This is a genomic window from Streptomyces sp. NPDC050121, from assembly GCF_044460385.1.
In the GTDB taxonomy this organism is placed as follows: Bacteria; Actinomycetota; Actinomycetes; order Streptomycetales; family Streptomycetaceae; genus Streptomyces; species Streptomyces soliscabiei.
The window spans coordinates 43,734-67,432 of sequence record NZ_JBITJV010000027.1 but is presented as its reverse complement, the minus strand read 5'-3'; the positions used below and the strand labels follow the sequence as shown (position 1 = coordinate 67,432).

General features: G+C 71.2%; 20 protein-coding genes. 7 read left to right on the top strand and 13 right to left on the bottom strand.

Annotation, left to right across the window (positions count from 1 at the left end; genetic code table 11):
• The first annotated feature begins 142 nt into the window (after positions 1–142).
• Positions 143–589: a DUF2550 domain-containing protein gene (locus ACIBTS_RS33145; protein WP_079659510.1), complete on the top strand. Its 447-nt coding sequence runs from the start codon at positions 143–145 to the stop codon at positions 587–589.
• A gap of 28 nt (positions 590–617) precedes the next feature.
• On the opposite strand, the gene ACIBTS_RS33140 is transcribed toward ACIBTS_RS33145, so the two are convergent.
• The 3 genes from ACIBTS_RS33140 to ACIBTS_RS33130 form a co-directional block, all read right to left on the bottom strand.
• Positions 618–2,438 carry a glycosyl hydrolase family 18 protein gene (locus tag ACIBTS_RS33140; RefSeq protein ID WP_399324349.1) on the bottom strand — a complete coding sequence of 607 codons (1,821 nt, stop codon included), beginning with the start codon at positions 2,436–2,438 and terminating at the stop codon, positions 618–620.
• A gap of 135 nt (positions 2,439–2,573) precedes the next feature.
• Positions 2,574–3,230: a response regulator gene (locus ACIBTS_RS33135; RefSeq protein WP_399324347.1), complete on the bottom strand. Its 657-nt coding sequence runs from the start codon at positions 3,228–3,230 to the stop codon at positions 2,574–2,576.
• The gene (locus ACIBTS_RS33130) at positions 3,227–4,411 is read right to left on the bottom strand and encodes a sensor histidine kinase (protein WP_399324345.1); all 1,185 of its coding nucleotides are present in this window, start codon (positions 4,409–4,411) and stop codon (positions 3,227–3,229) included. The genes ACIBTS_RS33135 and ACIBTS_RS33130 overlap by 4 nt, the downstream gene beginning before the upstream one ends.
• Before the next feature lie 147 nt (positions 4,412–4,558).
• On the opposite strand from ACIBTS_RS33130, the gene ACIBTS_RS33125 reads away from it, so the two are divergent.
• Complete coding sequence (locus ACIBTS_RS33125; protein ID WP_399324343.1) at positions 4,559–5,116, top strand: hypothetical protein; 558 nt, start codon at positions 4,559–4,561, stop codon at positions 5,114–5,116.
• A gap of 8 nt (positions 5,117–5,124) precedes the next feature.
• Here ACIBTS_RS33125 and ACIBTS_RS33120 read toward each other — a convergent pair whose 3' ends face one another.
• Positions 5,125–5,697: a cob(I)yrinic acid a,c-diamide adenosyltransferase gene (locus ACIBTS_RS33120; protein WP_079659505.1), complete on the bottom strand. Its 573-nt coding sequence runs from the start codon at positions 5,695–5,697 to the stop codon at positions 5,125–5,127.
• Positions 5,698–6,145: 448 nt separating this feature from the next.
• Here ACIBTS_RS33120 and ACIBTS_RS33115 point away from each other — a divergent pair, with 448 nt between their 5' ends.
• Together ACIBTS_RS33115 and ACIBTS_RS33110 are read left to right on the top strand one after the other, a co-directional pair.
• Positions 6,146–6,469 carry an STAS domain-containing protein gene (locus ACIBTS_RS33115; protein WP_319676890.1) on the top strand — a complete coding sequence of 108 codons (324 nt, stop codon included), beginning with the start codon at positions 6,146–6,148 and terminating at the stop codon, positions 6,467–6,469.
• Between the two features lie 235 nt (positions 6,470–6,704).
• On the top strand, positions 6,705–9,239 hold the full coding sequence (locus ACIBTS_RS33110) for an ATP-binding protein (RefSeq protein ID WP_399324341.1): 2,535 nt from the start codon (positions 6,705–6,707) through the stop codon (positions 9,237–9,239).
• Between the two features lie 84 nt (positions 9,240–9,323).
• Here the strand turns inward: ACIBTS_RS33110 and nucS are convergent, their stop codons facing one another.
• Positions 9,324–10,004 carry an endonuclease NucS gene (gene nucS / locus ACIBTS_RS33105; RefSeq protein WP_361709212.1) on the bottom strand — a complete coding sequence of 227 codons (681 nt, stop codon included), beginning with the start codon at positions 10,002–10,004 and terminating at the stop codon, positions 9,324–9,326.
• Positions 10,005–10,268: 264 nt separating this feature from the next.
• On the opposite strand from nucS, the gene ACIBTS_RS33100 reads away from it, so the two are divergent.
• Entirely contained in the window at positions 10,269–10,661 is a 393-nt protein-coding gene (locus ACIBTS_RS33100; RefSeq protein WP_079659502.1) for an SCO5389 family protein, read from the top strand.
• A gap of 92 nt (positions 10,662–10,753) precedes the next feature.
• On the opposite strand, the gene ACIBTS_RS33095 is transcribed toward ACIBTS_RS33100, so the two are convergent.
• Positions 10,754–11,782, bottom strand: coding sequence for an LLM class flavin-dependent oxidoreductase (locus tag ACIBTS_RS33095; RefSeq protein ID WP_399324338.1), 1,029 nt, complete (start codon positions 11,780–11,782; stop codon positions 10,754–10,756).
• Between the two features lie 252 nt (positions 11,783–12,034).
• Between ACIBTS_RS33095 and ACIBTS_RS33090 the strand changes: the two genes are divergently transcribed.
• Complete coding sequence (locus ACIBTS_RS33090; protein ID WP_079659500.1) at positions 12,035–12,367, top strand: ATP/GTP-binding protein; 333 nt, start codon at positions 12,035–12,037, stop codon at positions 12,365–12,367.
• Positions 12,368–12,417: 50 nt separating this feature from the next.
• On the opposite strand, the gene ACIBTS_RS33085 is transcribed toward ACIBTS_RS33090, so the two are convergent.
• The 7 genes from ACIBTS_RS33085 to mce all read right to left on the bottom strand — a co-directional run bounded on the left by ACIBTS_RS33085 (position 12,418) and on the right by mce (position 22,290).
• Complete coding sequence (locus tag ACIBTS_RS33085) at positions 12,418–13,299, bottom strand: ABC transporter permease (protein ID WP_399324336.1); 882 nt, start codon at positions 13,297–13,299, stop codon at positions 12,418–12,420.
• Positions 13,296–14,600 carry an ABC transporter ATP-binding protein gene (locus ACIBTS_RS33080; RefSeq protein ID WP_399324335.1) on the bottom strand — a complete coding sequence of 435 codons (1,305 nt, stop codon included), beginning with the start codon at positions 14,598–14,600 and terminating at the stop codon, positions 13,296–13,298. Before ACIBTS_RS33080 ends, ACIBTS_RS33085 begins: the two co-directional genes overlap by 4 nt.
• 110 nt (positions 14,601–14,710) lie before the next feature.
• Positions 14,711–15,481: an ABC transporter permease gene (locus ACIBTS_RS33075; protein WP_079659497.1), complete on the bottom strand. Its 771-nt coding sequence runs from the start codon at positions 15,479–15,481 to the stop codon at positions 14,711–14,713.
• A gap of 2 nt (positions 15,482–15,483) precedes the next feature.
• On the bottom strand, positions 15,484–16,440 hold the full coding sequence (locus ACIBTS_RS33070; protein ID WP_319675718.1) for an ABC transporter ATP-binding protein: 957 nt from the start codon (positions 16,438–16,440) through the stop codon (positions 15,484–15,486).
• A gap of 173 nt (positions 16,441–16,613) precedes the next feature.
• Complete coding sequence (locus ACIBTS_RS33065) at positions 16,614–17,552, bottom strand: cellulose-binding protein (protein ID WP_079659495.1); 939 nt, start codon at positions 17,550–17,552, stop codon at positions 16,614–16,616.
• A gap of 183 nt (positions 17,553–17,735) precedes the next feature.
• Positions 17,736–21,617, bottom strand: a complete 3,882-nt coding sequence (gene scy / locus ACIBTS_RS33060; protein WP_399324332.1) for a polarized growth protein Scy — start codon at positions 21,615–21,617, stop codon at positions 17,736–17,738.
• A gap of 232 nt (positions 21,618–21,849) precedes the next feature.
• Positions 21,850–22,290, bottom strand: a complete 441-nt coding sequence (mce, locus tag ACIBTS_RS33055; RefSeq protein ID WP_319675716.1) for a methylmalonyl-CoA epimerase — start codon at positions 22,288–22,290, stop codon at positions 21,850–21,852.
• A 151-nt stretch (positions 22,291–22,441) separates the two neighbouring features.
• Between mce and ACIBTS_RS33050 the strand changes: the two genes are divergently transcribed.
• Positions 22,442–23,653: an acetyl-CoA C-acetyltransferase gene (locus ACIBTS_RS33050; protein WP_399324330.1), complete on the top strand. Its 1,212-nt coding sequence runs from the start codon at positions 22,442–22,444 to the stop codon at positions 23,651–23,653.
• Positions 23,654–23,699: the final 46 nt, after the last annotated feature.

The following is a 23,699-nucleotide window of genomic DNA, read 5'->3' as shown; positions in this document are numbered from 1 at the left end:
GCCCCCCCTACCTCCACACCCACACCCCCCCGGGGGGCGCCCCCCCCCCCCCCCCCCCCCCCCCGCGGCTGAGGCAGATCTGGATGTTTTTTCCGTTCCGTTACCTATTTTCGGTACCTAGGAGACGAGGAGGTCGGTGTCGATGGTCCTCGCTCTGACTGTGTGCGGAATCGTCGTGGCCCTGGGGGCGCTGGGGCTGTTCGTCTTCGGTCTGCGTCGCAGACTCATCCAGCGTTCCGGCGGCACCTTCGACTGTTCCCTGCGCTGGGACGTACCCGAGAAACCGGACACCAGCGGAAAAGGCTGGAGTTACGGGGTCGCCCGCTACAACGGCGACCGCATCGAGTGGTACCGCGTCTTCTCCTACGCCTACCGTCCGCGCCGGGTGCTGGAGCGCGGCTCGATCGAGGTGGCCGGCCGCCGGCTTCCCGAGGGCGAGGAGGAGCTGGCGCTGCTGTCCGACGCCGTCGTCCTGGTCTGTCTGCACCGGGGCACGCGCCTCGAACTCGCCATGAGCGAAGACGCGCTGACCGGGTTTCTCGCGTGGCTGGAGGCAGCCCCGCCCGGACAGCGCGTCAACGTCGCTTAGCGGCTCAGCGGCTCAACGGGTGGCGGTCCTACAGGTTGTTGCTGATGGCCTTCACCAGCTCGCCGCTCGCGGTGTCACCGCTGAACTCCCAGAAGAACGCGCCGCCCAGGCCCTGGTTCTTGGCCCAGGTCATCTTCCCTGCGATGGTGGCCGGGGTGTCGTAGGACCACCAGTTGCTGCCGCAGTGCGCGTAGGCCGTGCCGGCGATGGTGCCGGTGGCCGGGCAGGACGTCTTGAGGACCTTGTAGTCCTCGATGCCCTGCTCGTAGGTGCCCGCCGCCGGGCCGGTGGCCGTGCCGCCCGGGGCGTCCTGGGTGACGCCGGTCCAGCCGCGGCCGTAGAAGCCGATGCCGATGAGCAGCTTGTTCGCAGGGACGCCCTTCGCCTTGAACTTGGCCATCGCGTCGGCCGTGGTGAACCCGGCCGTCGGGATGCCGCTGTACGAGGTGAGCGGCGAGTGCGGGGCCGTCGGGCCCTGTGCGGCCCATGCGCCGAAGAAGTCGTACGTCATCACGTTGTACCAGTTGACGTACTGCGCCGCGCCCGCGTAGTCGGCGGCGTCGATCTTGCCGCCGGAGGAGCCGTCGGCGGTGGTGGCCGCGGTGACCAGGTTGCCGGTGCCGAACTTGGCACGCAGCGCGGACATCAGGTTCTTGAAGGCCGCGGCGCCGGAGGTGTCGCAGGACAGGCCGCAGGCGTTGGGGTACTCCCAGTCGATGTCGATGCCGTCGAAGACGTCGGCCCAGCGCGGGTCCTCGACCAGGTTGTAGCAGGACTGGGCGAACGCGGCCGGGTTGGCGGCGGCCTGGGCGAAGCCGCCGGACCAGGTCCAGCCGCCGAAGGACCACAGCACCTTGATGTTCGGGTACTTGGCCTTCAGCTGTCGCAGCTGGTTGAAGTTGCCGCGCAGCGGCTGGTCCCAGGTGTCGGCGACGCCGCTGACGGACTGGTCGGCGGTGAAGGCCTTGTCGTAGTCGGCGTAGGAGTCGCCGATCGCGCACTGGCCGTTCGTGACGTTGCCGAAGGCGTAGTTGATGTGGGTGATCTTCGCTGCCGAGCCGGACGTCACGAGGTTCTTGACGTTGTAGTTCCGGCCGTAGATGCCCCACTCGGTGAAGTAACCGAGTTTCACCTTGTTTCCGGTGGTCGGGGGATTGGTGCCGCCGCCCGTGGTGTGGACCGCGACCGCGCCGCTGACCGGGCCGCTCTGGTCGGCGGTGTCGCGGGCCCGCACGGTGTAGGAGTAGTCGGTGCCGGCGCTCAGGCCGGTGTCGGTGTACGAGGTCGTCGTGACGGTGGCGACCTTGGCGCCGTCGCGCAGGACGTCGTAGTTCTTGACGCCCTTGTCGTCGGTGGCGGGGGACCAGGTCAGTTTCACCGAGGTGTCGGTGACGGCGGAGGCGGTGGGGGTGCCGGGGGCCGTGGGGGAGGCGTCGCCCGGGACGGTCGTGCCGTCACAACTGTCGCCGTTCAGCATGCAGTTGGAGGGCGAACCGGAACCCGCGCCGTTGAACCCGAAGGAGACGGAGGCGCCGGGGGCGATGGAGCCGTTGTAGGACTTGTTCTTGGCGGTCCAGTGGGTGCCGGCGGACGTGACGTCGGCGTCCCAGGCGGAGGTGACGGACGTGCCGGAGGGGAAGTCCCATTCGACGGTCCATGAACTGACGGCGGTGGTGCCGGTGTTCTTCACCGTCCATCTGCCCTCGAAGCCGGTGCCCCAGTCGGAGGCCTTGGTGTAGGTGGCGGTGGCGGTGCTCGCGGCCTGGGCGGGGCTCGCGAGGCCGACCAGTCCGGCCAGTGGGAGCAACAGCGTCGCGAACCCTGCCGCGGCTCTGTGTCTGAAGCGCATCCTGCGCCTCCTCGGGGGAGTCGGGGGGCGTGACTGAGCCTTCACGCCCACGGTGCCGCGAGAATAGAAAGGTCTGGACCACAGGTCAATAGGTCTGGACCACTCTCGTCGTGGGCGCCCGTCGAGTCGTACCGGTCAGCCCCGGATCCCCAACTCCTGTGCCAGCACCGCCGCTTGCACCCGGCTGCGCAGCTCCAGCTTCCCCAGCAACCGGCTGACGTGCGTCTTCACCGTCGCCTCCGCCATGTCCAGCCGCACGGCGATCCCCGCGTTGGACAGCCCCTCGCCGAGACAGGCCAGCACCTCGCGCTCGCGTCGGGTGAGCGAGTCGAGGACGGCGGGGTCGGCCCTCGGCTCCCGGACCGGCTTCGCGGCGAACTCGGCGATCAGCCGGCGGGTCACGGCCGGGGCGATCAGCCCTTCCCCGCCCGCCACCGTGCGGACCGCCGCCAGCAGATCCCGCGCCTCCGTGTTCTTCAGCAGAAACCCGGCCGCACCCGCCCGCAGCGCCCCGAACACATATGCGTCCAGGTCGAACGTGGTCAGCACCAGGACGTCGGCGAGGCCCTCCTCGACCACCTTCCGGGTCGCCGACACCCCGTCGAGCCGCGGCATCTGGACGTCCATCAACACCAGATCGGGCCGCAACTCCCGGGCCAGCGCCACCGCCTGCTCGCCGTCCGCCGCCTCGCCGACCACCTCGATGTCGGGCGCACTGCGCAGGATGAGGACGAGTCCGGCGCGCACGGCGGACTGGTCCTCGGCGACCAGGACCCGGATGGCGGAGCTCATACGAGCTCTCCTTCCACGAGGGGGAACGTGGCACGCACCGTCCAGCGGGAGCCCTCCGGCCCGGCGTCGAACGTGCCGCCCAACAGCGCGGCCCGCTCCCGCATTCCCACCAGCCCGGCGCCCGAACCCGGCGCGCGCGGCCCGTCCCGATGGCCGTACGGGCTGCGCACCCGCACGTCGAGCATGCCGTCGCGTTGCACGAGGGCGACGGTGACCCGGCCGGGGCACGCGTGCTTCAGCGCGTTGGTCAGCGACTCCTGGACGATGCGGTAGGCGGCGAGTTCGACGGGGGCGGGAACCTGACCGTGCTCCGCGTCGAGACCGACGTCCAGGCCGTTGGCGAGGGCCCCGTCGACCAGGGCCTCCAGGCCGTCGAGAGTGGGGGCCGCGGCCGGCTCGTGGTCCCCACTGCCGTCACGCAGGATCCCGATCAGCCGCCGCATCTCCGCCAGCCCCTCCACGCTGTTCTCGCGGATCACCGACAGGGCCTGCCGGGAGGTGTCCGGGTCGTCGAGGGAGAGGGCCGCCGTCGAGTGGATGGCGATCGCGGAGAGGTGATTGGCGACCATGTCGTGCAACTCCCGTGCCATCCGCGCCCGTTCGGTCACGACGGCCTGGGCGCGGTCCATCTCCGCGAGCAGCGCGATCTGTTCGGCGCGCAGCCGGGCGGCCTCGGCGGCGTCCCGGTGATTGCGCACGATCCACCCGGTGGCGGCGGGCGCATACGCCACGACGCCGACGACCACGCCTATCAGCAGCGCCTCCGGCACCCGCCACACCGCGTACGGCACCAGCGTCCCGGCCACCGAGAGCAGCCCGGTGATCCACTGGATACGGCGGGCCGACGCGAGCGGGCCGTACAGCACGGCCGCGTACATGATGTCGGTGAACATCAGTACGGTGGACAGGTTGCCCTGGGTCACGACGTCCGCGGTGACCGCGGCGGTGGCCGTCAGCAGGGCCGCGCGCGGAGCCGTCCGCCGCACCAGCTCGCAGCCGGCCATCACGGTCAGCGGCAGCAGCACCGGCCACGGGCCGTCGAACAGCGTCACCGGATCGCGGGACGGCCTGGTGGCCAGCCGCAGGGCCACCAGCAGCAGCCCGCCGAGCAGCCCGCCGACCGCGATGTACACGTCGAAGCGATGCGGGCGGGGCAGTCGTCGTACGGCCATGCCCTCCATCCAACACGGCCGGCGACCCCTCCGCCTGCCCCCCGGGGACGGTCCCGAACTGCATCTTTCGATGTACCGCGAGTTCGTCACCGCCGACGACGAGAGGTGCTCTCCCGCACGGGAGCCTGGAACGGTGAGCGAGAAGAGGAGCGAACCGTGATCGTCGGACTGATCATCGCCTGCGAGGTGGCCTTCTGGGTGCTGCTGGCCGCCGGGCTGGCCTTCCGGTACGTGTTCCGGATGCCGCGTCTGGGCCTGGCCCTGCTGCTGTGCGAACCGCTGCTGGAGGTCGTGCTGTTCGCGGTGACCGCGATCGACCTCAAGAACGGCGCCGAGCCGGACTGGCGGCACGGCCTCGCCGCCGTCTACATCGGCTTCACCGTGGGCCTCGGCCACTCCACGATCCAGTGGGTCGACGCCCGCGTCGCCCACCGCTTCGTCGGCGGCCCGCCGCCCGCGCGACCGCCGAAGTACGGCAAGGCCCGCGCCGTTCACGAGTGGAAGGTCGCGGCCCGCTGGATCCTCGCCGCGCTGGTCGCCGCGGCCCTGCTCCAGGCAGCCGTCTGGTACGTCGGCGGCGACGGCGAGACCGGCTCACTGCGGGCGTGGCAGCAGCGGATGCTGTTCGTCATCGGCATCAACGTCGTCATCGCCGCGAGCTACACACTGTTCCCGAAGCGGGAACCTAAGCGTGAACCGGCCAAGATGCGATAGCCGAAGCGTCAGCGCTCCCCACCCGGCACCCAGAGCACGTCGCCGACCGCCTTGTTGGCGGTGCGGGCGAGAATGAACAGCAGGTCCGAGAGGCGGTTGAGGTAGGTCGCGGTGAGCGGGTTCATCACCTCACCGTGCGCCTCCAGCGCGGCCCAGGTGGAGCGTTCGGCCCGCCGGACGACCGTGCAGGCCTGATGGAGGAGGGCAGCGCCCGGGGTGCCGCCCGGGAGGATGAACGAGCGCAACTTCTCCAGTCGCTCGTTGAAGCGGTCGCAGTCCGCCTCCAGACGGTCGATGTAGAACTGCTCCACCCGCAGCGGAGGGAACTGGGGGTTCTCCACCACCGGCGTCGACAGGTCCGCGCCCACGTCGAACAGGTCGTTCTGGACGCGGGTGAGGACCTTGACGAGCTCCTCGTCCAGTCCGCCCAGCGCGAGCGCCGTGCCGATCGCCGCGTTCGCCTCGTTGGCGTCGGCGTACGCGGCGATCCTGAGGTCGGTCTTGGCGACCCGGCTCATGTCGCCGAGGGCGGTGGTGCCCTGGTCGCCGGTCCTGGTGTAGATACGCGTCAGATTGACCATGCGGCCAATCTAGACCGTCCCCGACGTCGCGTTCCGTTCCGTTCGTCACTGCCGCCGGCACCTGGTCACTTACGGTTCAATCGGCGTGAATCGGACAGGATTTGACGACGTGACCGGCGTCTCACGCCCTGAGACGTGAAACGCGTTACTAACCGGTCACACAGCGCCTCCCGCCCGCTAATCTCCCGCCGAGAGGCATACGGACAGGCCACCGGAGCGGCTGCGCCGGATGGTTGACGCCGGTGACATCGGACGCGTGAGCGGGCAGGGCTTCTACAGGCACCGAAACCGCACAGGCCCCATAGGCCTCACCCCTGCGGGTGAATTCGGTATCGGTTCGCTCACAGACGGCAACCTCCGACCGTCTTGCGCAGTCAGAGGTTCAGTCAGAGGTTGCACCACCGGACACCACACCGCGGAGCACGAGACGCACGCTTAGGGGAGCGCTATGCACATCAGGGGCGACCACGTCGAGCTGGTCGTCGGGGGCCGCCTCGACGTCGTCAGCGCGGCGGACGCCCGTACGGTCCTGCACACGGCCGTCGACGACGGAGTCGGCGACCTGGTGCTCGACCTGTCCGAGCTGGACTCCTGGGACGCCACCGGACTCGGCGTCATCATGGGCGTCCACCGACGGGCCGGCCGCTGCGGCCGACGTCTGGTGCTGCGCGACGTACCGCCGCAGATGCAACGACTGCTGGTGGCCACCCGGCTGCACCGGATCCTCGCGATCGAGGGCGGCATCGGCGTGGAGTCCCTGCCCCGGGTGTGACCCATCAGGGGCGTGGCCTGCGGCGGGAAACGTGCGAGGGGCGCAATCCTCATAAGACTGTGACGCATCGGGCGGCCCGGCACCCCGGGCTGTCGTAGATACTGTGCGAAGGTTTACGGTTCGTCTGCCCGCCGCCCTCAGCCCTCGAGCGGGCACCGGACCAGAAGCGACAGCGCAGTGTGCGGCAAGGCCGGGAGGGGCTACCGCCACACGACGCTTTTGGGGGGCTTGACCTATGGACCCGAACACCCGGGGACCCGAGGAGTACGGCCGCGAAGACGACGGCCAAGCGCCGCGCCCGCGCCCCTCCAGGGACCCCCTGACACCCGACTTCGGCCAGCACACGCCGGCCCAGGCCCGCACGGTGCGGCTCGTCGCCGGCGCACACCTGCTCACGGTCAACCCGGTCGACGGCAGCGAGATAGAGCTCTGCCCGCCCACCGAGCGATCCGAACGGCCCGCCAAGCGCACCCCCGAGCAGCGCGCCGAGGCCGAGCGCGCCGCCCGGCCGCCCGCCCCCGCGGGCCCGGCCCGGCCCGCGAGGCCGCTCCTGGGCCGCCAGGACGAACGCGAACAGCTGGTCCGCCTCCTCGCCCGCGGCCGCTCGGTCCGCCTCACCGGCGCTCCCGGCTCCGGCCGCACCAGCCTCCTCGACCTCGTCGCCGAGGACTGCGAGGACCTCGCCCCCGACGGCGTCGTCCGTCTCACCGGCCTCGGCCGCACCACCTCCGAGCTGCTGCACGACCTCTTCCACGCGGTATACGACGCCCCCCGCCACCGCCCCGACGACGATGACCTGCGCGCCTTCGTCCGCGAGATCGGCGCGGTCGTCGTCGTCGACGACCTCGGCCTCGGCGGCGCCGCCCTCGACGAACTGCTCGATGCGACCCCCGAGTGCGCCTTCCTGCTCGGCGTGACCCCGGACACCCCGCTGCCCTCCGCGGACTCCGCCGTCGAGGAGGTCGTCCTCACCGGACTGGACCGCGCGGGCGGCGTCGAGGCGATCGAGCGCGCTGTCGGCCGTGTCCTCACCGAGGAGGAGGCCAACTGGGCCGGCGACCTCTGGTTCGAGTCCGAGGGCCTCCCGCTGAGGTTCGTCCAGGCCGGCGCCCTGCTCGCGCAGCGCGACCAGCTGCGGGCCAGTGCCGACGCCGTCGACGCGTTCGGCGTGTTCGAGGACGCCAGGCCGTTCACCGCACCCCTCGACGCCGTCGACGCGGCCGGGGCGGGCGACGCCGAGGAGATACCCCTCCCCTCGCTCGGCGAGGCCGCCGCCCCCGCACCGCTGCTCGCGGCCCGCCTCAGCGCCTCCGCCCGCGCCACCCTGCGCTTCGCCGTCGCCCTCGGCGGTGAGGTCCCGCACCAGGCGCACCTGCCCGCGCTCGTCGGCGACACCCACGCCGACGCGGCCCTCGGCGAACTCACCGCCTGCGGACTCGTCTCCCCCGTCGGCACCCGCTACCGGCTCGCCGCCGGCGTCCAGGCCCAGCTGGAGGCCGCCGGCTACGCCGACGACATCGAGGCCCGCGCCCACACCGCCGCCCAGCACTACGCCTGGTGGGCCGGCCATCCCTCGGTCACCCCCGAGCGGGTCTGCGCGGAGGCCGACGCCGTCCTCGCCGCCCTCACCGTGGTCGTCCCCGCCACGACCCGACCCGCCGAGGACGAGGAAGCCACCGCCGTCCAGCTCGCCCGCACCGCGGCACCCGCGTTCGCCGCCGGCCTGCACTGGAGCGCCTGGCAGAGCAGCCTGCACGAAGGCGCCGAGGCCGCCCGACTCGCCGGCGAGTCCGCCGACCGCGCCTACTTCCACCACGAGCTCGGCATCCTCGCCCTGTGCTCCGGCGAACTCGACCGGTCCCGCTCCGAGCTGGAGGCCTCCCTCGCCCTGCGCGGCACCATCGCCGACAAGCGGGGCACCGTCGCCGGCCGCCGCGCCCTCGCCCTGGTCGCCGACGCCTCGGGCGATGTCCCGGGCCTGGCCGCGGCGACCGCCGCCGAGGAGGTGCCCGACGCCCGCCACGAGGAGTCGGTGTCCCCGCCGCGCGGCATCGTTCAGGCGGCGCTGCCGATGTTCCCGCCGGAGGCCGAGACCCTCGTCTCCCGCCGCGAACCCCCCGCCCCGCCGGCCCGGCACAGCCGCGGCGGCCTGAAGGGCCTGGCCAAGCGCAACCTCGTCGCGGTCGGCGCGGGCGCCCTGCTCGCCGCCGTGCTCGGCACCGTCGTCACGCTCGGCGCGACCTCCGACAACGACGCCCACGACCCCACCCGCCAGGGCGGCGCCAACCCCACCGCCAGCACCGGCGCGGAAGGCGGCGGCCTGGACTCCGACACCCCGAGCGACGACAGCGGCTCCGCCGACACGGGCGACGCGACCAGCAGGCCGACGGAGCCGGGCCCGGACGGCACGATGGGCACGTCCGACGACCCCACACCCACCGGGGAGGCGGAGCCGTCGTCCGGGGCGAGCAGCTCCCACGGGACGGGGGGCGGGGGGCCTTCGAGTACGCCGACCCAACCGTCGTCGAGCACGACATCCGGGCCTGGGCATGGGTCCGGGTCGCCTTCGCCCACCGGGTCGTCCAGCAGCGGTACGGGCTCGGCGACGCCCTCACCCTCGGCGTCCCAGTCCGACACCACCACCCCGCCCCCGGCCGAACCCACCCCGCCGACCTCGAACTCGGCCAGCAGTTCGATGTCCTCCTCGCCGGCCGGCGCGGTCAGTTCCTCCGGTTCCTCCGTTCCGGCCTCGCCGGACCAGGTGATCTGAGCCTCGGGCGTACGACGAGGGCCGGGTTCCTTCCACAGGAACCCGGCCCTCGTCGTCGTAGCGTTCGTGTCGTCGTACGCGAACTCAGAACAGCCGCAGCTTGTCGTCCTCGATGCCGCGCATCGCGTCGTAGTCGAGGACCGTGCAGCCGATGCCGCGGTCCGTGGCGAGGACGCGGGCCTGCGGCTTGATCTCCTGGGCCGCGAACACGCCTCGCACCGGCGCGAGATGCGGGTCGCGGTTCAACAGCTCCAGGTAGCGCGTGAGTTGCTCGACCCCGTCGATCTCGCCGCGTCGCTTGATCTCCACCGCGACGGTCTGCCCGTCCGCGTCCCGGCACAGGATGTCGACCGGGCCGATGGCGGTCATGTACTCGCGGCGGATGAGGGTGTAGCCCTCGCCGAGGGTCTCGATGCGGTCGGCGAGCAGTTCCTGAAGGTGTGCTTCCACGCCGTCCTTGATCAGGCCGGGATCGACGCCGAGTTCGTGCGACGAGTCGTGGAGGATCTCCTCCATCGTGATGATGAGCTTCTCGCCGCCCTTGTTGACGACCGTCCAGACGCTCGCCGCGCCCTCGGAGTCCCCCGAGTCCTCCTTCAGCGTGCAGGGCGGCGACATCCAGTTCAGGGGCTTGTAGGCCCGGTCGTCCGCATGGATGGAGACGCTGCCGTCCGCCTTCACCAGAATGAGGCGGGGGGCGGAGGGGAGGTGGGCGGTGAGCCGGCCGGCGTAGTCCACGGAGCACCGGGCGATGACGAGACGCATGGTGCACAACGCTATCCGACGCCCCACCACCCACGCGATTCGCCCTGGTAACCGCTCGTTCGAGGGCTACTCGACAGTGGCCGATTGTGTGCCTACTGGCAGTTCCCTATGTGCCCATTCTCCTGGTGCCGTCACCGTCCGTTGCCTACCGTAGTGAACGGGAGGTCGCGATGCGTGTACTCAGCGTGTGCGGTGTTTCGGCATGCGAACTCCCTTTCCCTGTCCGGCAACCCCTGTTGTTCCGGGGGTGCGAGAGGAGTACCCATGTCGCTCGACGTCTCACCGGCCCTACTCGAACAGGCCGAGCGAGGCGAGGTCGACGAAGCAGAATTCGTCGACTGCGTCCGGACCTCCCTGCCCTATGCATGGGAGATGGTCAGCTCCCTGGTGGCCCAGCTGAAGGTGGACGGCGGAGCATTCGCCGACAACCAGACGCCCCCGCCGGACGAGCAGGCACGCGGGCAGTTGCTGCGCGCGCTCGCGAGTGACGCGATACGCGGCGCGCTGCAGCGGCACTTCGGTGTGCGGCTGGCCTTCCAGAACTGCCACCGGGTGGCGGTGTTCCCGTTGGACTCGGCTGTCGACGAGAAGCTCGCCCGCTTCACCTCGGTCCGCAGCCAGGTGCTGAACCAGTCCCCTGAGTTCCGGGACTGCTGAGGCACCCGTGTGAGCCTCTTGCTTGCCGCTCCTGACGCGGGAGGTGCCATCAGCAGTACGGGAGCGGCAGGCTTCGTGGTCGGCTGGGCTGTTCACCGGAGGTGGGGGAGCACCTCCGAGCCCAGCCGTCGTACGTTCTCCTCGGTGGCGGCCAGGTCGCCGGAGCCCTCGACGAGGAGGGCGAAGCGCGAGATGCCGGTCCGCTCGCTGGTCGCCGCGAGGCGGTCGACGCACAGCCGGGGGATGCCCACCGGGTGCAGCCCGCAGAGGAGTTCGGTGTACGCCGCCGGGTCCCGCATGCTGCGGGCCCGGCCGTCCACCGTCACATGGGCGTCGAGTCCCTGCTTCAGCCAGCCCGGCATCGCCTTCATCAACGTCTCCACCGCGTCCGTGCGCCGGTCCGCGATCTGGCAGACGCCCGCAGAGACATGCGCCGCTTCCCGGATCTCGTCCCCGGACCGGCCGGCGGCGCGCGCGTACTGCCCCCAGCGGGCGACCATCTCGGCCTTCTCCTCGTCCCCCACGTGCATGCCCAGCAGCATCGGCAGTCCGCGCTCGGCGGCCAGCCGCACGCTCGCAGGCGAGGTGCACGCGACGACGACCTCCGGGCCCGACGCCTCCGTCAGCGCCTCCGAGGGCCGCGGTACGACGGCCACTTCGCGGAAGTGGAAGCGCTCGCCGTCCGCCGCCACCGAGGGTTCGCGCAGCCAGCGGACCAGCAGATCGAGTGATTCCGGGAACCCCTGCTCGTACGCGTCGAGGCCCGAGCCGAACACCTCCAGGTCGACCCACGGGCCGCCGCGGCCCACGCCCAGGGAGAAGCGGCCGCCGCTCGTCAGATGCAGCAGCGCGGCCTGTTCGCCGAGGGCGACGGGGTGGACGGTGGGCAGTACGCTGACCGCCGTGCCGACCCGGATGCGGCGGGTGCGGCCCAGCAGCAGAGCGGCGAGCGTGACCGCCGACGGGCACGTGCCGTACGGCACGAAGTGGTGCTCGCCCAGCCAGACCGAATCGAGACCCGCCTCCTCGGCCACCTCGGCCGAGCGGACCGCGCGGTGCAGCGCCTCCCCCTGACCCTGGCCCGGGAACTGGGCCCCCAACACGAAACTTCCAACGCGCATGGACTTTCCTGCTTCCTTGGCTCCGACACGGAGCTCCCCCACCCGGCATAACCGTCTGACACGTGACGAGGACACGGCCTGGCGAAGAGATTTGCGGATTGTCTGCAGAATGCGTCGTGGTGTGTCGTCGTGCCTCGTCATCCAGCGTCCGGGAGGGGGACTCGTAGGGCTCGCCGTCCTACGGGTACCCGCGTGCTTGCCGCGTAGGCTGGACGCCAAACCTGCTTCCTGTATAGCCCCGTGAGGTGTCCTGTGTCCCCGCGTCGCAACCGACCCAAGGGTGAGGGCTCGTCCGGCCGCAGCGCCGAGGACGACCGCGAGAGCCGTTACGGCGGCTGGCAGTCCGCGGAGAGCTGGCAGGGCGAGCGGTGGAGCGTACGGCACGTGGCGGGCGCGAGTGCCCAGGGCAAGGCGTACCGCTGCCCAGGCTGCGACCAGATGATCCCCGACGGCGTCCCGCACGTCGTCGCCTGGCCCGAGCACGCGGGGGTCGACGACCGCCGCCACTGGCACAAGGCGTGCTGGAACGCACGAGACCGCCGCACCCCGGGGATGCAGCGGTCTCGTAACGCACCCAGGTTCTAGGGCAGTTCAGGGGTTCTGGTGCTCCAGTGCTCCAGGGCCCCGGTGGACGGTCAGACGTCCCGCTTCTCCAGCAGGGCGAAGGCGCCGCCCAGGACGACGGCCGTCGTGCCCAGCGCGATCCACAGCGGGTCCCAGCCGGAGGGGCCGCTGTCACTGAGCGAGCTCGAGTAGAAGACGCCCAGCTGGTTCGGGATCGAGTACTCGAACAGGATCCGCTGCAGGCGCTCCAGCGACGACGAGAACATGAAGATCGCGATGACCAGCGGAGCCAGCAGAACGCCGATCATGATGGTGATGGCGCCGGCCGAGTGACGGATGATCGAGCCGACGGCGAGCGAGAGCAGCCCGAGCAGCGCCACGTAGAGGGACACGCCGAGAGTGGCCTTCAGCCACTCCCCGCCGGTCGGCTGCCGTGCCTCGGTCAGCATCGCCACGTGCACCATCGCGACGAAGCCGGACGACAGGAACGTCACGACGAACGCGACGGCGAAGAACACGACCGACTTGGCGGCGAGGACCCGGCCGCGCGACGGGCAGGCCACCATCGTGGTGCGGATCATGCCGGTGCCGTACTCCGAGGCGGTGGTCAGCACGCCGAGCGTGATGACGCACATGCTGCCCAGCAGGATGCCGAAGAAACCGAAGGAGAGCGCGGTGCCGCCCTCGAGGTCGCTCTCGGAGGCGTTCGCGGCCACCACCGCTCCGGCCAGCAGCCCGATGCCGATGACGAGCAGCACGAACACGCCCAGCGTCCACATCGTGGAGCGCACCGACCGGATCTTCGTCCACTCCGAGGCGACGGCGTGCCCGAGGTGGGTGGGCACGATCGGGATCGGCGAGGTGTAGGCGACGCCGGGCGCGCCGTACGAGGGGCCGGGAGCCGCCTGCCAGGCGGGCGCGACCTGCGGCGAGGGGTGCTGCGGGGTGCTCATCGGGCGTCCTCGGACTTGTTCGGGGCGTCGGGGGCGGAGGGGGAGGGCGAGGTGGAAGGGGACGGGGCAGCGGCGGCGGATGCCTTGTCCAGCGACGGGGCGGGAGCGGCGGCCGGGGCCGGGACCGCGTCGGCCGGCTGTGCGGGCGTCTGGGCGTACGGGTTGGCCGCACCCGGGCCGGGAGTGGGGGCGGGGGCGCTCGGGGCGCCGTATGCGCCGTGGGAGGCCGCCGGGGGTGTCTGGGCCGGCTGCGGGGGTGCGTAGCCCTGCTGCTGCGGGGGCGGCGGGGCGTACCAGCCGGGCTGGCCCTGGCCGGGCACCGGCATCTGCAGGGGCGGCTGCGCGCCGGGCGGCAGCTGCTGCTGGAGGCCGGCCTTCTGGTCGATGGTCGACCGGTAGTCGACGGCGCCCTGCGTCATCCGCATGTACGCCTCCTCCAGCGAGGCCTGGTGCGGCGAGAGCTCCCACAGGCGTACGTCGGCGTCGTGGGCGATGTCGCTGATGCGGGGGAGGGGCAGTCCCGTCACCCGCAGCGCGCCGTCCTGCTCGGGCAGCACATGGCCGCCCGCCTCGGTGAGCGCGGAGGCCAGCTTCTCGCGCAGCTGCGGCTCCGCGTGCGGGGTGCGCACGCGCGCGAAGTCGGCGGAGTTGGCCGAGATGAAGTCGGTCACGCTCATGTCGGAGAGCAACTGTCCGCGCCCGATGACGATGAGATGGTCGGCGGTCAGCGCCATCTCGCTCATGAGGTGGGACGAGACGAAGACCGTGCGGCCCTCCGCCGCGAGGGACTTCATCAGGTTGCGCACCCAGAGGATGCCCTCGGGGTCGAGGCCGTTGACCGGCTCGTCGAAGAGCAGCACCTGGGGGTCGCCGAGCAGCGCGGCGGCGATGCCGAGCCGCTGGCCCATGCCCAGGGAGAAGCCCTTGGAGCGCTTTTTGGCCACGTCCTGGAGGCCGACCACGCCGAGCACCTCGTCGACCCGCCGGGCCGGGATGCCGGACAGCTGGGCCAAGCTCAGCAGGTGGTTGCGGGCGTGCCGGCCGCCGTGCACGGCCTTGGCGTCCAGCAGGGCGCCCACCTGCCGGGCGGCGTTCGGCAGCCTGCGGTACGGGTAGCCGCCGATCGTCACCGTCCCGGCAGTGGGGTTGTCCAGGCCCAGGATCATCCGCATCGTCGTCGACTTGCCCGAGCCGTTCGGCCCGAGGAAGCCGGTGACGGCACCCGGCCGTACCTGGAAGGAAAGGTTGTACACAGCGGTCTTGTCGCCGTACCGCTTGGTCAGGCCGACAGCCTCGATCATGCTCCGCACCCATCGAAAGGATCAGGACAGCAGGGCACACGCCCCCGTAAGGGTTAGGAGGATATCGGGGCGCTGACGGTTCCGCTCAAATGAAAGCAAAGCCTGAAGCGTCACGCGTCGCGTTTCTTCAGCAGGAGGTAGCCGCCCGCCAGCGCTGCGACCACCCACAGCGCCATGATCGCGAGCCCGCCCCAGGGCCCGTACGGAGTGTCGTCGTCGAGGGGCGTGACCACCTGCATGATCTTGCTGCCGGCCTGGTCGGGCAGATACCGGCCGATCTTCTTCGTCGCCGAGACGTTGCCGAGGATGTTGGAGATCAGGAAGAAGAACGGCATCAGGATGCCCAGCGACAGCATCGGCGAGCGCAGCATCGTGGCCACGCCCATCGAGAACACCGCGATGAGGGTCATGTACAGGCCCCCGCCGATGACCGCCCGCAGGACTCCGGTGTCCCCGATCGACGCCTTGTGGGTGCCGAGCATGGCCTGCCCGAGGAAGAACGTGACGAAGCTGGTGACGAGCCCGACGGCGAGACACAGCCCGGCGGCCACCGCGATCTTGCTGAACAGGAACGTGGCGCGCTGCGGCACCGCGGCCAGCGAGGTGCGGATCATGCCGGTGCTGTACTCGTTCGACACGACCAGCACCCCGAACACGATCATCGCGAGCTGGCCGAGGCTCATCCCGGCGAAACTGATGAACGTGGGGTCGAAGGAGAGCTGGTCGCCCCGGCTCATGTGGTCGAAGTCGTTCTTCGACAGCGCCGAGATCAGCATGCCGAGGGCGATGGTGACGACCACGGCGAGGGAGAGCGTCCACACGGTGGAGGCCACCGACCGGATCTTGGTCCATTCGGACCGGATGACCTGGGTCGCCGCCATCATCAGCTCCTCGTCCAGTCGTCGCCCCACCGCTGCTGTTGCGGTGCGGGCGCGTCCGTGTGCGCGTGGTACTCCACCGACTCCGCCGTCAGCTGCATGAACGCCTCCTCCAGGGAGGCCTGCTGGGGGCTCAGCTCGTGCAGCACGATCTGGTGCTGCGCGGCCAGCTCCCCGATGCGCTCGGACTTGCCGCCGTCCACCTCCAGCACCCCGCTGCCCGTCTCCACGACCGTGATCCCCGCGCCGTGCAGCACATCGAGCAGCCGCTCCCGCTGAGGGCTGCGGATCCGCACGTACGACCGTGAGTTCTGCGCGATGAAGTCGGCCATGGAGGTGTCGGCGAGCAGCCGGCCCTGGCCGATGACGACGAGGTGGTCGGCGGTCAGCGCCATCTCGCTCATCAGGTGCGAGGAGACGAACACCGTCCGGCCCTGCGCCGCGAGGGACTTCATCAGGTTGCGGATCCAGTGGATGCCCTCGGGGTCGAGCCCGTTGACCGGCTCGTCGAACATCAGGATCCGTGGATCGCCGAGGAGCGCGCCCGCTATGCCGAGCCGCTGCCCCATGCCCAGCGAGAACCCCTTGGCCTTCTTCTTCGCCACGGCGGTGAGCCCGACGGTGTCCAGCACCTCGTGCACCCGGCTCTTGGGGATGCCGTTGCTCTGCGCCAGGCACAGCAGATGGTTGAACGCGCTGCGCCCGCCGTGCATGGCCTTGGCGTCCAGCAGCGCGCCGATGTACCTGATGGGATCCTTGAGCCGGTCGTAGTGCTGCCCGTCGATCCGCACGTCCCCGGCGGTCGGCCGGTCGAGGCCGAGCATCATCCGCATGGTGGTGGACTTCCCGGCGCCGTTGGGACCGAGGAAGCCCGTGACGATGCCGGGTCTGACGGTGAAGGTGAGGTTGTTCACCGCCACTTTCTCGCCGTACCGCTTCGTCAGGCCCTCGAGCTCGATCATGCCGACACGCTATGACCCGAGTGGGACGGCTGCCACCCGTATGGGCAAACAGAGGGCGACTCCGACGGCAACGGCTGTGACAGGGCTGAGGCCCACACCCCCTGCCGGGAGTGCGGGCCTCGACCTCAGAACCCTTACTCAAAACTCTTACGCAGAACTCTCACGCAGAACTCTTACCGGGACTGCTGCGCCGGAACCCCGCGGGAGATCGGCTCGTCGTCCGTGGACGGCGTGCCGGCCGCGGCCACCGCGGCGCCGGTCAGCGTGGCGAGCATCTCGCGGACGTTCGTCAGCTGAGCGTTGATCGAGTCGCGGCGGTTGGTGAGAGCCGCCAGCTCGCGCTCGGATTCCGAACGGATGCGGTCCGCCTTGGCGTTGGCGTCGGCCACGATGTCCTCGGCCTGACGCTGCGCCGTCTCGACGGTCTGCCGGGCGCGACGCTCGGCGTCGGTGCGCAGCTTCTCGGCCTCCAGACGCAGCTGCTCCGCGCGGTGCTCGATCTCCGCGAGGCGCTTCTCCGCCTTCTGCTGACGGGACGCGAGGTCGCGCTCCGACTGCTCACGGCGCTTGGCGAGGTTGGTCTCGAAGTCGGCAGCGGCCTGCGCGGCCTTCGCGCGGGTCTCCTCGAAGAGGGCGTCGGCCTCCTCACGCTTCGACTGCGCGTCCTTCTGCGCCTCGGAACGCAGCTGCGACGCGTCGCTCTTGGCCTTCTCGACGATCCGGACGCCTTCGTCCTCGGCCTTGGCCTTGCGCTCCGCAGCGAACGATTCTGCGTCGTTGCGAACCTGCTGGGCCGCCGACTCGGCGAGCTCACGGTGCTGCTCGGCCGCCCGACGGGCCTCCTCGCGCAGGTCCTTGGCCTCTTCCTCGGCGAGGCGGAGGATCTTCTCGACACGCGCGCCGAGACCGGCGTACGACGGCTCGGCGTCGCTTACCTGGGCCTGGGCGTTCTGCGTTTCGAGGTGGAGCTCCTCGATGCGCTTTTCCAGAGCAGTGATACGGGCCAGAGCGCTGTCACGGTCGGAGACGAGCTTCGAGATGCGTTCGTCCACCTGAGCGCGGTCGTACCCACGCCGCACAAGCTCGAAGCCGTAGGGGGAAGTGTCGCTCATGGGGTTCCTGTCGAATGAGACCGGTGAGGTGATAGGTGGAATCCTAGGGGCCGGAGCGGTGTGTCATCGAGCGTATGCGTGTTTGATCTGCAGAATGACACCCCTTTTGGGTGGCTGGACGGCAGACCGCTTGCCAAAGGTTCGCTCAAAGAGCCCAGACTTTAACGCAATCCACACATTCCGCTAGCCCTCCGAGGACTTCCCACCCGATCGGGGCGCCCCGATGGCGGCGCCCGCCTTGACCCCTCCGTCCTTGCCGCCGCCCGGCGCCTCGAAGGACTCCAACGCCTCCAGCACGTCCTGGACACGGGAGATCTCGGCGTTGATGTCCTCACGCCGGCGCACCAGGACCTCCAGCTCGCGCTTGCCCTCCTCGACCGTGCGCCGCGCCTCGCGGATCGCCTCGGCCTTGAGCTCCTCGGCCTCCCGCACCAGCGTCGACTTCTTCTGCTCGGCCTCCTTGAGCAGCCCCTCGGCCTTCTTCACGGCGGCGATGCGGACCTTGCCGGCCTCCGAGTTGGCGTCCGACACCAGCTCCTTCGCCTTCGCCTGCGCCTTGGCGAGCTGCTCCTCGGCCGCCTTGATGAGCGCGTCACAGCGGTCGCCCGTCGACTTCATCGTCTCGGCGGCCTCACGGCGGGCCCGCTCGTGCAGCGACTCGATCTCGGAAGTGATGCGGTCGCGCAGCTCCTCGGCCCGCTCCCTTATCGCGGTCGCGTCCCGGCGCGCCCCGACCAGCAGCTCGTCCGCGTCCGTACGGGCCTTCTCCACCCGGGAGTTGCCCTCCACCGTCGCCTCGGAGACGACCCGTTCGGCCTCGTTGCGGGCCGCGCCGACCATCGAGTCGGCCTGCGCCTCCGCGTCCGCGGTGGTCTTCTGCGCCTGCGCCTGCGCCTCGGTGAGCAGCTTGTCGGCCTCGGCCGCCGTCTCCGTGATGAGGGTGTCGACCTGCTCGGCCGCCTCGGAGCGCCGCTTGTTGGCCTCCTTGCGCGCCTCGTCCAGCGTCGAGTCGGCCTCCTCGCGGGCCACGCTCATCAGCCGGTCGGCCTCCGCGGCCGCCTCCGTCCTGACGCGCTCGGCCTCGGCGCGGACCCGCTCGGCGTGCGCCTGCGCGGAACCCACCGTCTCGGCGGCCTCGGCGCGCAGCCGCTCCGCGTCCCCGGCGGCGTCCGAGATGAGCTTCTCCGCCTTGGCGACCGACTCGGCGCGCAGCCGGTCGGCCTCCGCGACCGTCTCCGAGTGCAACCGCTCGGCCTCGGCGATGGTCTCCGTCTGGAGCCGCTCCGCCTCGCTGCGCGCCTCGGTGATGAGGGTGTCGGCCTGCGTCGCCGCGTCCGAGCGGATGCGGTTGGCGTCGTCGCGGGCGTCCGCCCGGGTGCGCGAGGCGTCCTGCTCGGCCTGCGCGATGGTGTCCGAGGCCTCGGTGCGCACCCGCTGGGCGTGCGCGGACGCCTCCGAGCGCAGCCGCTCCGCCTCCGCGATCGCCTCGCCGACGGTCCGCTCGGCCAGCTCCTGCGCGGCCTGAGCCGCCTCGTTCGCCTCGCGCCGGACCCGGTTCGCGTCCTCGGAGGCCCGCTCCTGCACGGCATAGGCGTCGGAACGGACCCGGTCCGCCTCCTCCTCGGCCTCGCGCCGGGTACGGTCCGCCGCGTGCTCGGCGGCCGAGCGCAGCCCGGTGATCTCGTCCTGCGCCTGCTCGTGCAGCCCGGCCACGGAGTCCCGTACCTGCTGCGCGTGCTGCTCGGCCGCCGACACCATCTCGGTGGCGCGCCGGTCGGCCTCCTCGACCAGCCGGACGGCCTCGCTCTGCGCCTCCTCCACGCGCCTGCGCGCCGACGCCAGCAGCTCCTCGCTCTGCTCGCGGGCCCGCTCGCGCTCCTGGCCTGCCTCCTGACGGGCGGAACCGAGGAGTTCCTCGGCCTCGCGCCGGCGCCGGAGCGCCTCCTCCTGGGCGGCGGCCAGCGTCTCGGACGCCTCGGCGGACAGCCGCTCGGCCGCGGCCTGCGCCTCGGCGCGCACCCGGTTGGCGGTGTCCTGCGCCTCGGTCTTGAGCCGCTCGGCCTCGGCGGCGGCCTCCGAGCGCAGCCGGACGGCGACGGCCTCGCCCTCGGCGCGCGAGGCGGACGCGTCGGCGGCGGCCTCGTTGCGCAGCCGGTCGGCTTCGTCGGCGGCCTGCTGCTGGAGCGTACGGATCCGCTCCGCGGCCTCCGAGCGCAGCCGGTCGGTCTCCTCGCCGGCCTCGCGGCGGATCCGCGCGGCCTCCTCCCGGGCGTCGGTGAGCGCCTGCTCGGCGGAGGCGAGCCGGGACTCGACCTCCGTCTGCAGCCGGGTCAGCTCCTCGGCGGCCTCCGCCTGCCGGGCCTCGACCGCGCGCTCGGCCTCCTCGCGCAGCTCCTGCGCGGCCCGCTCGGCGCCCGAGGTGATGGTCTCGGCGAGCTCCACCGCCTCCTCACGGGAGCGCTCGGCCTCGGCGCGGGTGCGCTCCAGGGTCTCCTCGGCCTGCCGGCGCAGCGTGGTGGCGCGCTCGATGGCCTCGGTGCGCACCTTCTCGCTGTCCGAGGTGGCCTTCTGGCGCAGCTCGTCCGCGTCGGCCTTCGCCTTGGACAGCAGCTCCTCGGCGGTCCTGGCCGCCTCCTCGATCTGCTGGACGGCCTCCCTGCGGGCCTCCGCGCGGATCTTCTCACCCTCGGCGACCGCGTCGGCGCGCAACTGCTCGGCCTCGCCGCGCAGCCGGCGGGCCTCCTCCTGCAGCTCGACCGTCTTGGCGCGGTACTCCTTGGTGTCGTCCTTCGCCGAGCCCTTGAGCTGTTCGGCGATGTCGTGCGCCTCGGCGCGCAGCCGGTCCGCCTCGGTCTCCGCCTCGCGGCGGATCCGCTCGGCCTCCTCGGCGGCGGCCTTGGTGGTGTTCTGCGCGTCCTCCTGCGCCTTGTTGAGGACGTCCTCGGCGGTCTTCGCCGCCTTCGACAGCTGGGTGGCGCTCTCCTCGGCGGTGAGCGTGCGGGCCTTCTCGGAGGCCTCCGCGACGATCTTCTCGGCCTCGGCGCGGGCGTCGGCGACGACCTGCTCGGCGTCCGCCTTGGTGGTCTCGGCCTCCTTGGTGGCCTCGCTGACCAGCCGGGCGACCTGCTCCTTCGCCGTGCGGGTGCGCTGCTCGTTGGCCGACTCCGCGCTGGAGAGGGCCTTCGACGCGGCCTCCTTGGCCTCGGCGAGCACCTTCTCGGCCTCGGCCTGCGCCTTGCGCAGCGCCTCCTCGGCCTCGGACATGCGCTGCTCGGCGGCCCGGCTGAGCTCACCGGCCTGGCGGCGGGCCGCGTCGGACTCCGTGACGGTGGAGGTGCGCAGCTGCTCGGCGTGGTCGCTGGCCTCCTGCGCCTGCGTGGAGGCGGCGTTCAGCATCCGCTCGGCGTCGGTGCGGGCGCGCAGCAGGAGCTGCTCGGCCTCCGCGCGGGTCGCCTCGGCGTCGGCCTGGAGCCGCTGGCGGGCCTCCGCGGCGACCCGCTCGGCCTCGGCGCGCGCTGCCGCCAGGGACTGCTCGGCCTCGGCGCGCGACTCGTCGAGCAGCCGACGGGCCTGCGCCTCGGTGCGGGCCCGCAACTGCTCGGCCCACGCCACGTTCTCGTTGACGTGCGACTCGACGTTCTGTCGGCGCTCCGCCAGCTCCTGGTCGAGCTGCTGACGACGGGTGACCGCCTCCTGGTGCAGCTCCGCCTGCAGCCGGGCCGCCTGCTCGGCATGCTCCTGGAGGATCCGCTGCGTCTGCGCCCGGGCCTGGCTCAGCTCCCGCTCGGCGTCCTGCCGCAACTGGTCGGCCTGCATCTGCGCATTGCGCAGCATCTGCTCGGCCTGGTACCCGATGTCGCCGCCGTCGAAGGCGGGCCGGGACATGATGGTGCGACGCGCCTCGTGCAACTTGGCGCGCAGCACCTCGACCTGGTAGCCGAGGTCCTCGGCGTGCTGGATCGCCTTTTCCCGCTCGGTCTTCAGCCGCTTCATCTCGGCTTCGAACCGAGTCAGGTGGTCGACGTCAGCCGCCGGCTCCCGCTCCTGGCTCTCGTAGCCCCGCACTGCGCGGTCCCATCCGTCCCTGGTCGCAAGCTTCCCGAACGAGCTCCGTCCATCCGCCGAACGGGGCTCCCGGGGAATGGTGTCAGATCAACGGCGGAGCATGGGCTGCTGCCCCGACGCTCGTCCCCCGAAACCCGGACCCCGGCTGCGCCCTGCCGCCCTACGGCAGGACCGGGTCGCCCCGGTGTGAGCGGCGACCGCCCCCAACCCTACCGGCCCATATGTACGGGGGTCAGTGCTCAGGTGACTCAACAGGGGCCGATGTGACCAGTTCTGTCAGTACTCCGTGGCAATCCTTTGGGTGCAGGAAAGTGATTCGTGACCCCATGGAGCCGCGCCGCGGCTCTTCGTACAGAACGCGTACGCCCTTGGAGCGGATGTCCGCGGCCTCGCCGTCCACATCCGCCGTGCCGAAAGCGATGTGGTGGACCCCTTCGCCGTTCTTGTCGAGCCACTTGGCGACGGTCGAGTCGGGCCGTGTCGGCTCCAGAAGCTGCAGGTAGGAGGCGCCGCCGTCGGACGTATCGTTGATCTTGAGCATGGCCTCGCGGACGCCCTGCTCCTCGTTGACCTCGGAGTGGAACACCTCGAAGCCGTAGGTGGCCCGATAGAACTCGACGGTCGCGTCGAGGTCGTGGCAGGCGATACCGATGTGGTCGATTCGCGTCAGCATGGAGTCAGTGCACCGCTTGGGAGGTGGTTACGCAACGTGCGCGCGATCACACTGAAGGCACGGTGACGGGGCGGACTACCGCTCAGTACATTCGAAGTAAACCCTCGTTCACTCCTCGGCCTGTGCAGGCCGGTAAGGGGAATCGCAGCTCATGACTGGATCGACTGGTTCCAACGGCACGACCTCGGTGATCGTCGCGGGCGCACGTACGCCCATGGGACGGCTGCTGGGCTCCCTGAAGTCCTTCTCCGGAGCCGACCTCGGCGGCTTCGCGATCAAGGCCGCCCTCGACCGTGCGGGGATCGGCGGCGACCAGGTGCAGTACGTGATCATGGGCCAGGTGCTGCAGGCCGGCGCGGGCCAGATCCCGGCCCGGCAGGCCGCGGTCAAGGCCGGCGTTCCGATGAACGTCCCGGCGCTCACCATCAACAAGGTGTGTCTGTCGGGCCTCGACGCGATCGCGCTCGCGGACCAGTTGATCCGCGCGGGTGAGTTCGACATCGTGGTGGCCGGCGGCCAGGAGTCCATGACCAACGCCCCGCACCTGCTGCCGAAGTCCCGCGAGGGCTTCAAGTACGGCGCGATCGAGATGCTCGACGCGATGGCGTACGACGGTCTGACCGACGCCTTCGAGAACATCGCCATGGGCGAGTCCACGGAGAAGCACAACACCCGTCTGGGCATCGCCCGTCCGGAGCAGGACGAGATCGCCGCCCTCTCCCACCAGCGCGCGGCCGCCGCCCAGAAGAACGGCGTCTTCGAGGCCGAGATCACCCCGGTGGAGATCCCGCAGCGCAAGGGCGAGCCGGTCGTCTTCAGCAAGGACGAGGGCATCCGCGCCGACACCACGGCGGAGTCCCTTGGCAAGCTGCGCCCGGCGTTCACCAAGGACGGCACGATCACCGCGGGCTCGTCCTCGCAGATCTCCGACGGCGCGGCCGCCGTGGTCGTGATGAGCAAGGCCAAGGCCGAGGAGCTGGGCCTTGCCTGGATCGCCGAGATCGGCGCCCACGGCAACGTGGCCGGGCCGGACAACTCGCTGCAGTCGCAGCCCTCCAACGCCATCGTGCACGCCCTGAAGAAGGACGGCCTGGAGGTCTCCGACCTGGATCTGATCGAGATCAACGAGGCCTTCGCCGCGGTCACCGTGCAGTCAATGAAGGACCTCGGCGTGTCCACGGAAAAGGTGAACGTGAACGGTGGGGCCATCGCCCTGGGCCACCCGATCGGCATGTCCGGCGCGCGCCTGGTGCTGCACCTGGCCCTGGAGCTCAAGCGGCGGGGCGGCGGCGTCGGCGCGGCGGCGCTGTGCGGCGGCGGCGGTCAGGGTGACGCGCTGATCGTGCGGGTACCGAAGGCCTGAGAGCCGCCGTACGTCTCTCTGATTCTGTCTGACCTGCCTGATCTCC

Excerpts from the sequence above, each read along its gene's own strand:
- ACIBTS_RS33085 (WP_399324336.1), bottom strand. The coding sequence starts at position 13,299 with ATGAGCACCCCGCAGCACCCCTCGCCGCAGGTCGCGCCCGCCTGGCAG.
- ACIBTS_RS33100 (WP_079659502.1), top strand. The coding sequence starts at position 10,269 with ATGTCGCTCGACGTCTCACCGGCCCTACTCGAACAGGCCGAGCGAGGC.
- ACIBTS_RS33115 (WP_319676890.1), top strand. The coding sequence starts at position 6,146 with ATGCACATCAGGGGCGACCACGTCGAGCTGGTCGTCGGGGGCCGCCTC.
- ACIBTS_RS33130 (WP_399324345.1), bottom strand. The coding sequence starts at position 4,411 with ATGGAGGGCATGGCCGTACGACGACTGCCCCGCCCGCATCGCTTCGAC.
- nucS (WP_361709212.1), bottom strand. The coding sequence starts at position 10,004 with ATGCGTCTCGTCATCGCCCGGTGCTCCGTGGACTACGCCGGCCGGCTC.
- ACIBTS_RS33140 (WP_399324349.1), bottom strand. The coding sequence starts at position 2,438 with ATGCGCTTCAGACACAGAGCCGCGGCAGGGTTCGCGACGCTGTTGCTC.
- ACIBTS_RS33135 (WP_399324347.1), bottom strand. The coding sequence starts at position 3,230 with ATGAGCTCCGCCATCCGGGTCCTGGTCGCCGAGGACCAGTCCGCCGTG.
- ACIBTS_RS33050 (WP_399324330.1), top strand. The coding sequence starts at position 22,442 with ATGACTGGATCGACTGGTTCCAACGGCACGACCTCGGTGATCGTCGCG.
- mce (WP_319675716.1), bottom strand. The coding sequence starts at position 22,290 with ATGCTGACGCGAATCGACCACATCGGTATCGCCTGCCACGACCTCGAC.
- ACIBTS_RS33110 (WP_399324341.1), top strand. The coding sequence starts at position 6,705 with ATGGACCCGAACACCCGGGGACCCGAGGAGTACGGCCGCGAAGACGAC.
- ACIBTS_RS33065 (WP_079659495.1), bottom strand. The coding sequence starts at position 17,552 with ATGAGCGACACTTCCCCCTACGGCTTCGAGCTTGTGCGGCGTGGGTAC.
- ACIBTS_RS33080 (WP_399324335.1), bottom strand. The coding sequence starts at position 14,600 with ATGATCGAGGCTGTCGGCCTGACCAAGCGGTACGGCGACAAGACCGCT.
- ACIBTS_RS33120 (WP_079659505.1), bottom strand. The coding sequence starts at position 5,697 with ATGGTCAATCTGACGCGTATCTACACCAGGACCGGCGACCAGGGCACC.
- ACIBTS_RS33145 (WP_079659510.1), top strand. The coding sequence starts at position 143 with ATGGTCCTCGCTCTGACTGTGTGCGGAATCGTCGTGGCCCTGGGGGCG.
- ACIBTS_RS33075 (WP_079659497.1), bottom strand. The coding sequence starts at position 15,481 with ATGGCGGCGACCCAGGTCATCCGGTCCGAATGGACCAAGATCCGGTCG.
- ACIBTS_RS33095 (WP_399324338.1), bottom strand. The coding sequence starts at position 11,782 with ATGCGCGTTGGAAGTTTCGTGTTGGGGGCCCAGTTCCCGGGCCAGGGT.
- ACIBTS_RS33070 (WP_319675718.1), bottom strand. The coding sequence starts at position 16,440 with ATGATCGAGCTCGAGGGCCTGACGAAGCGGTACGGCGAGAAAGTGGCG.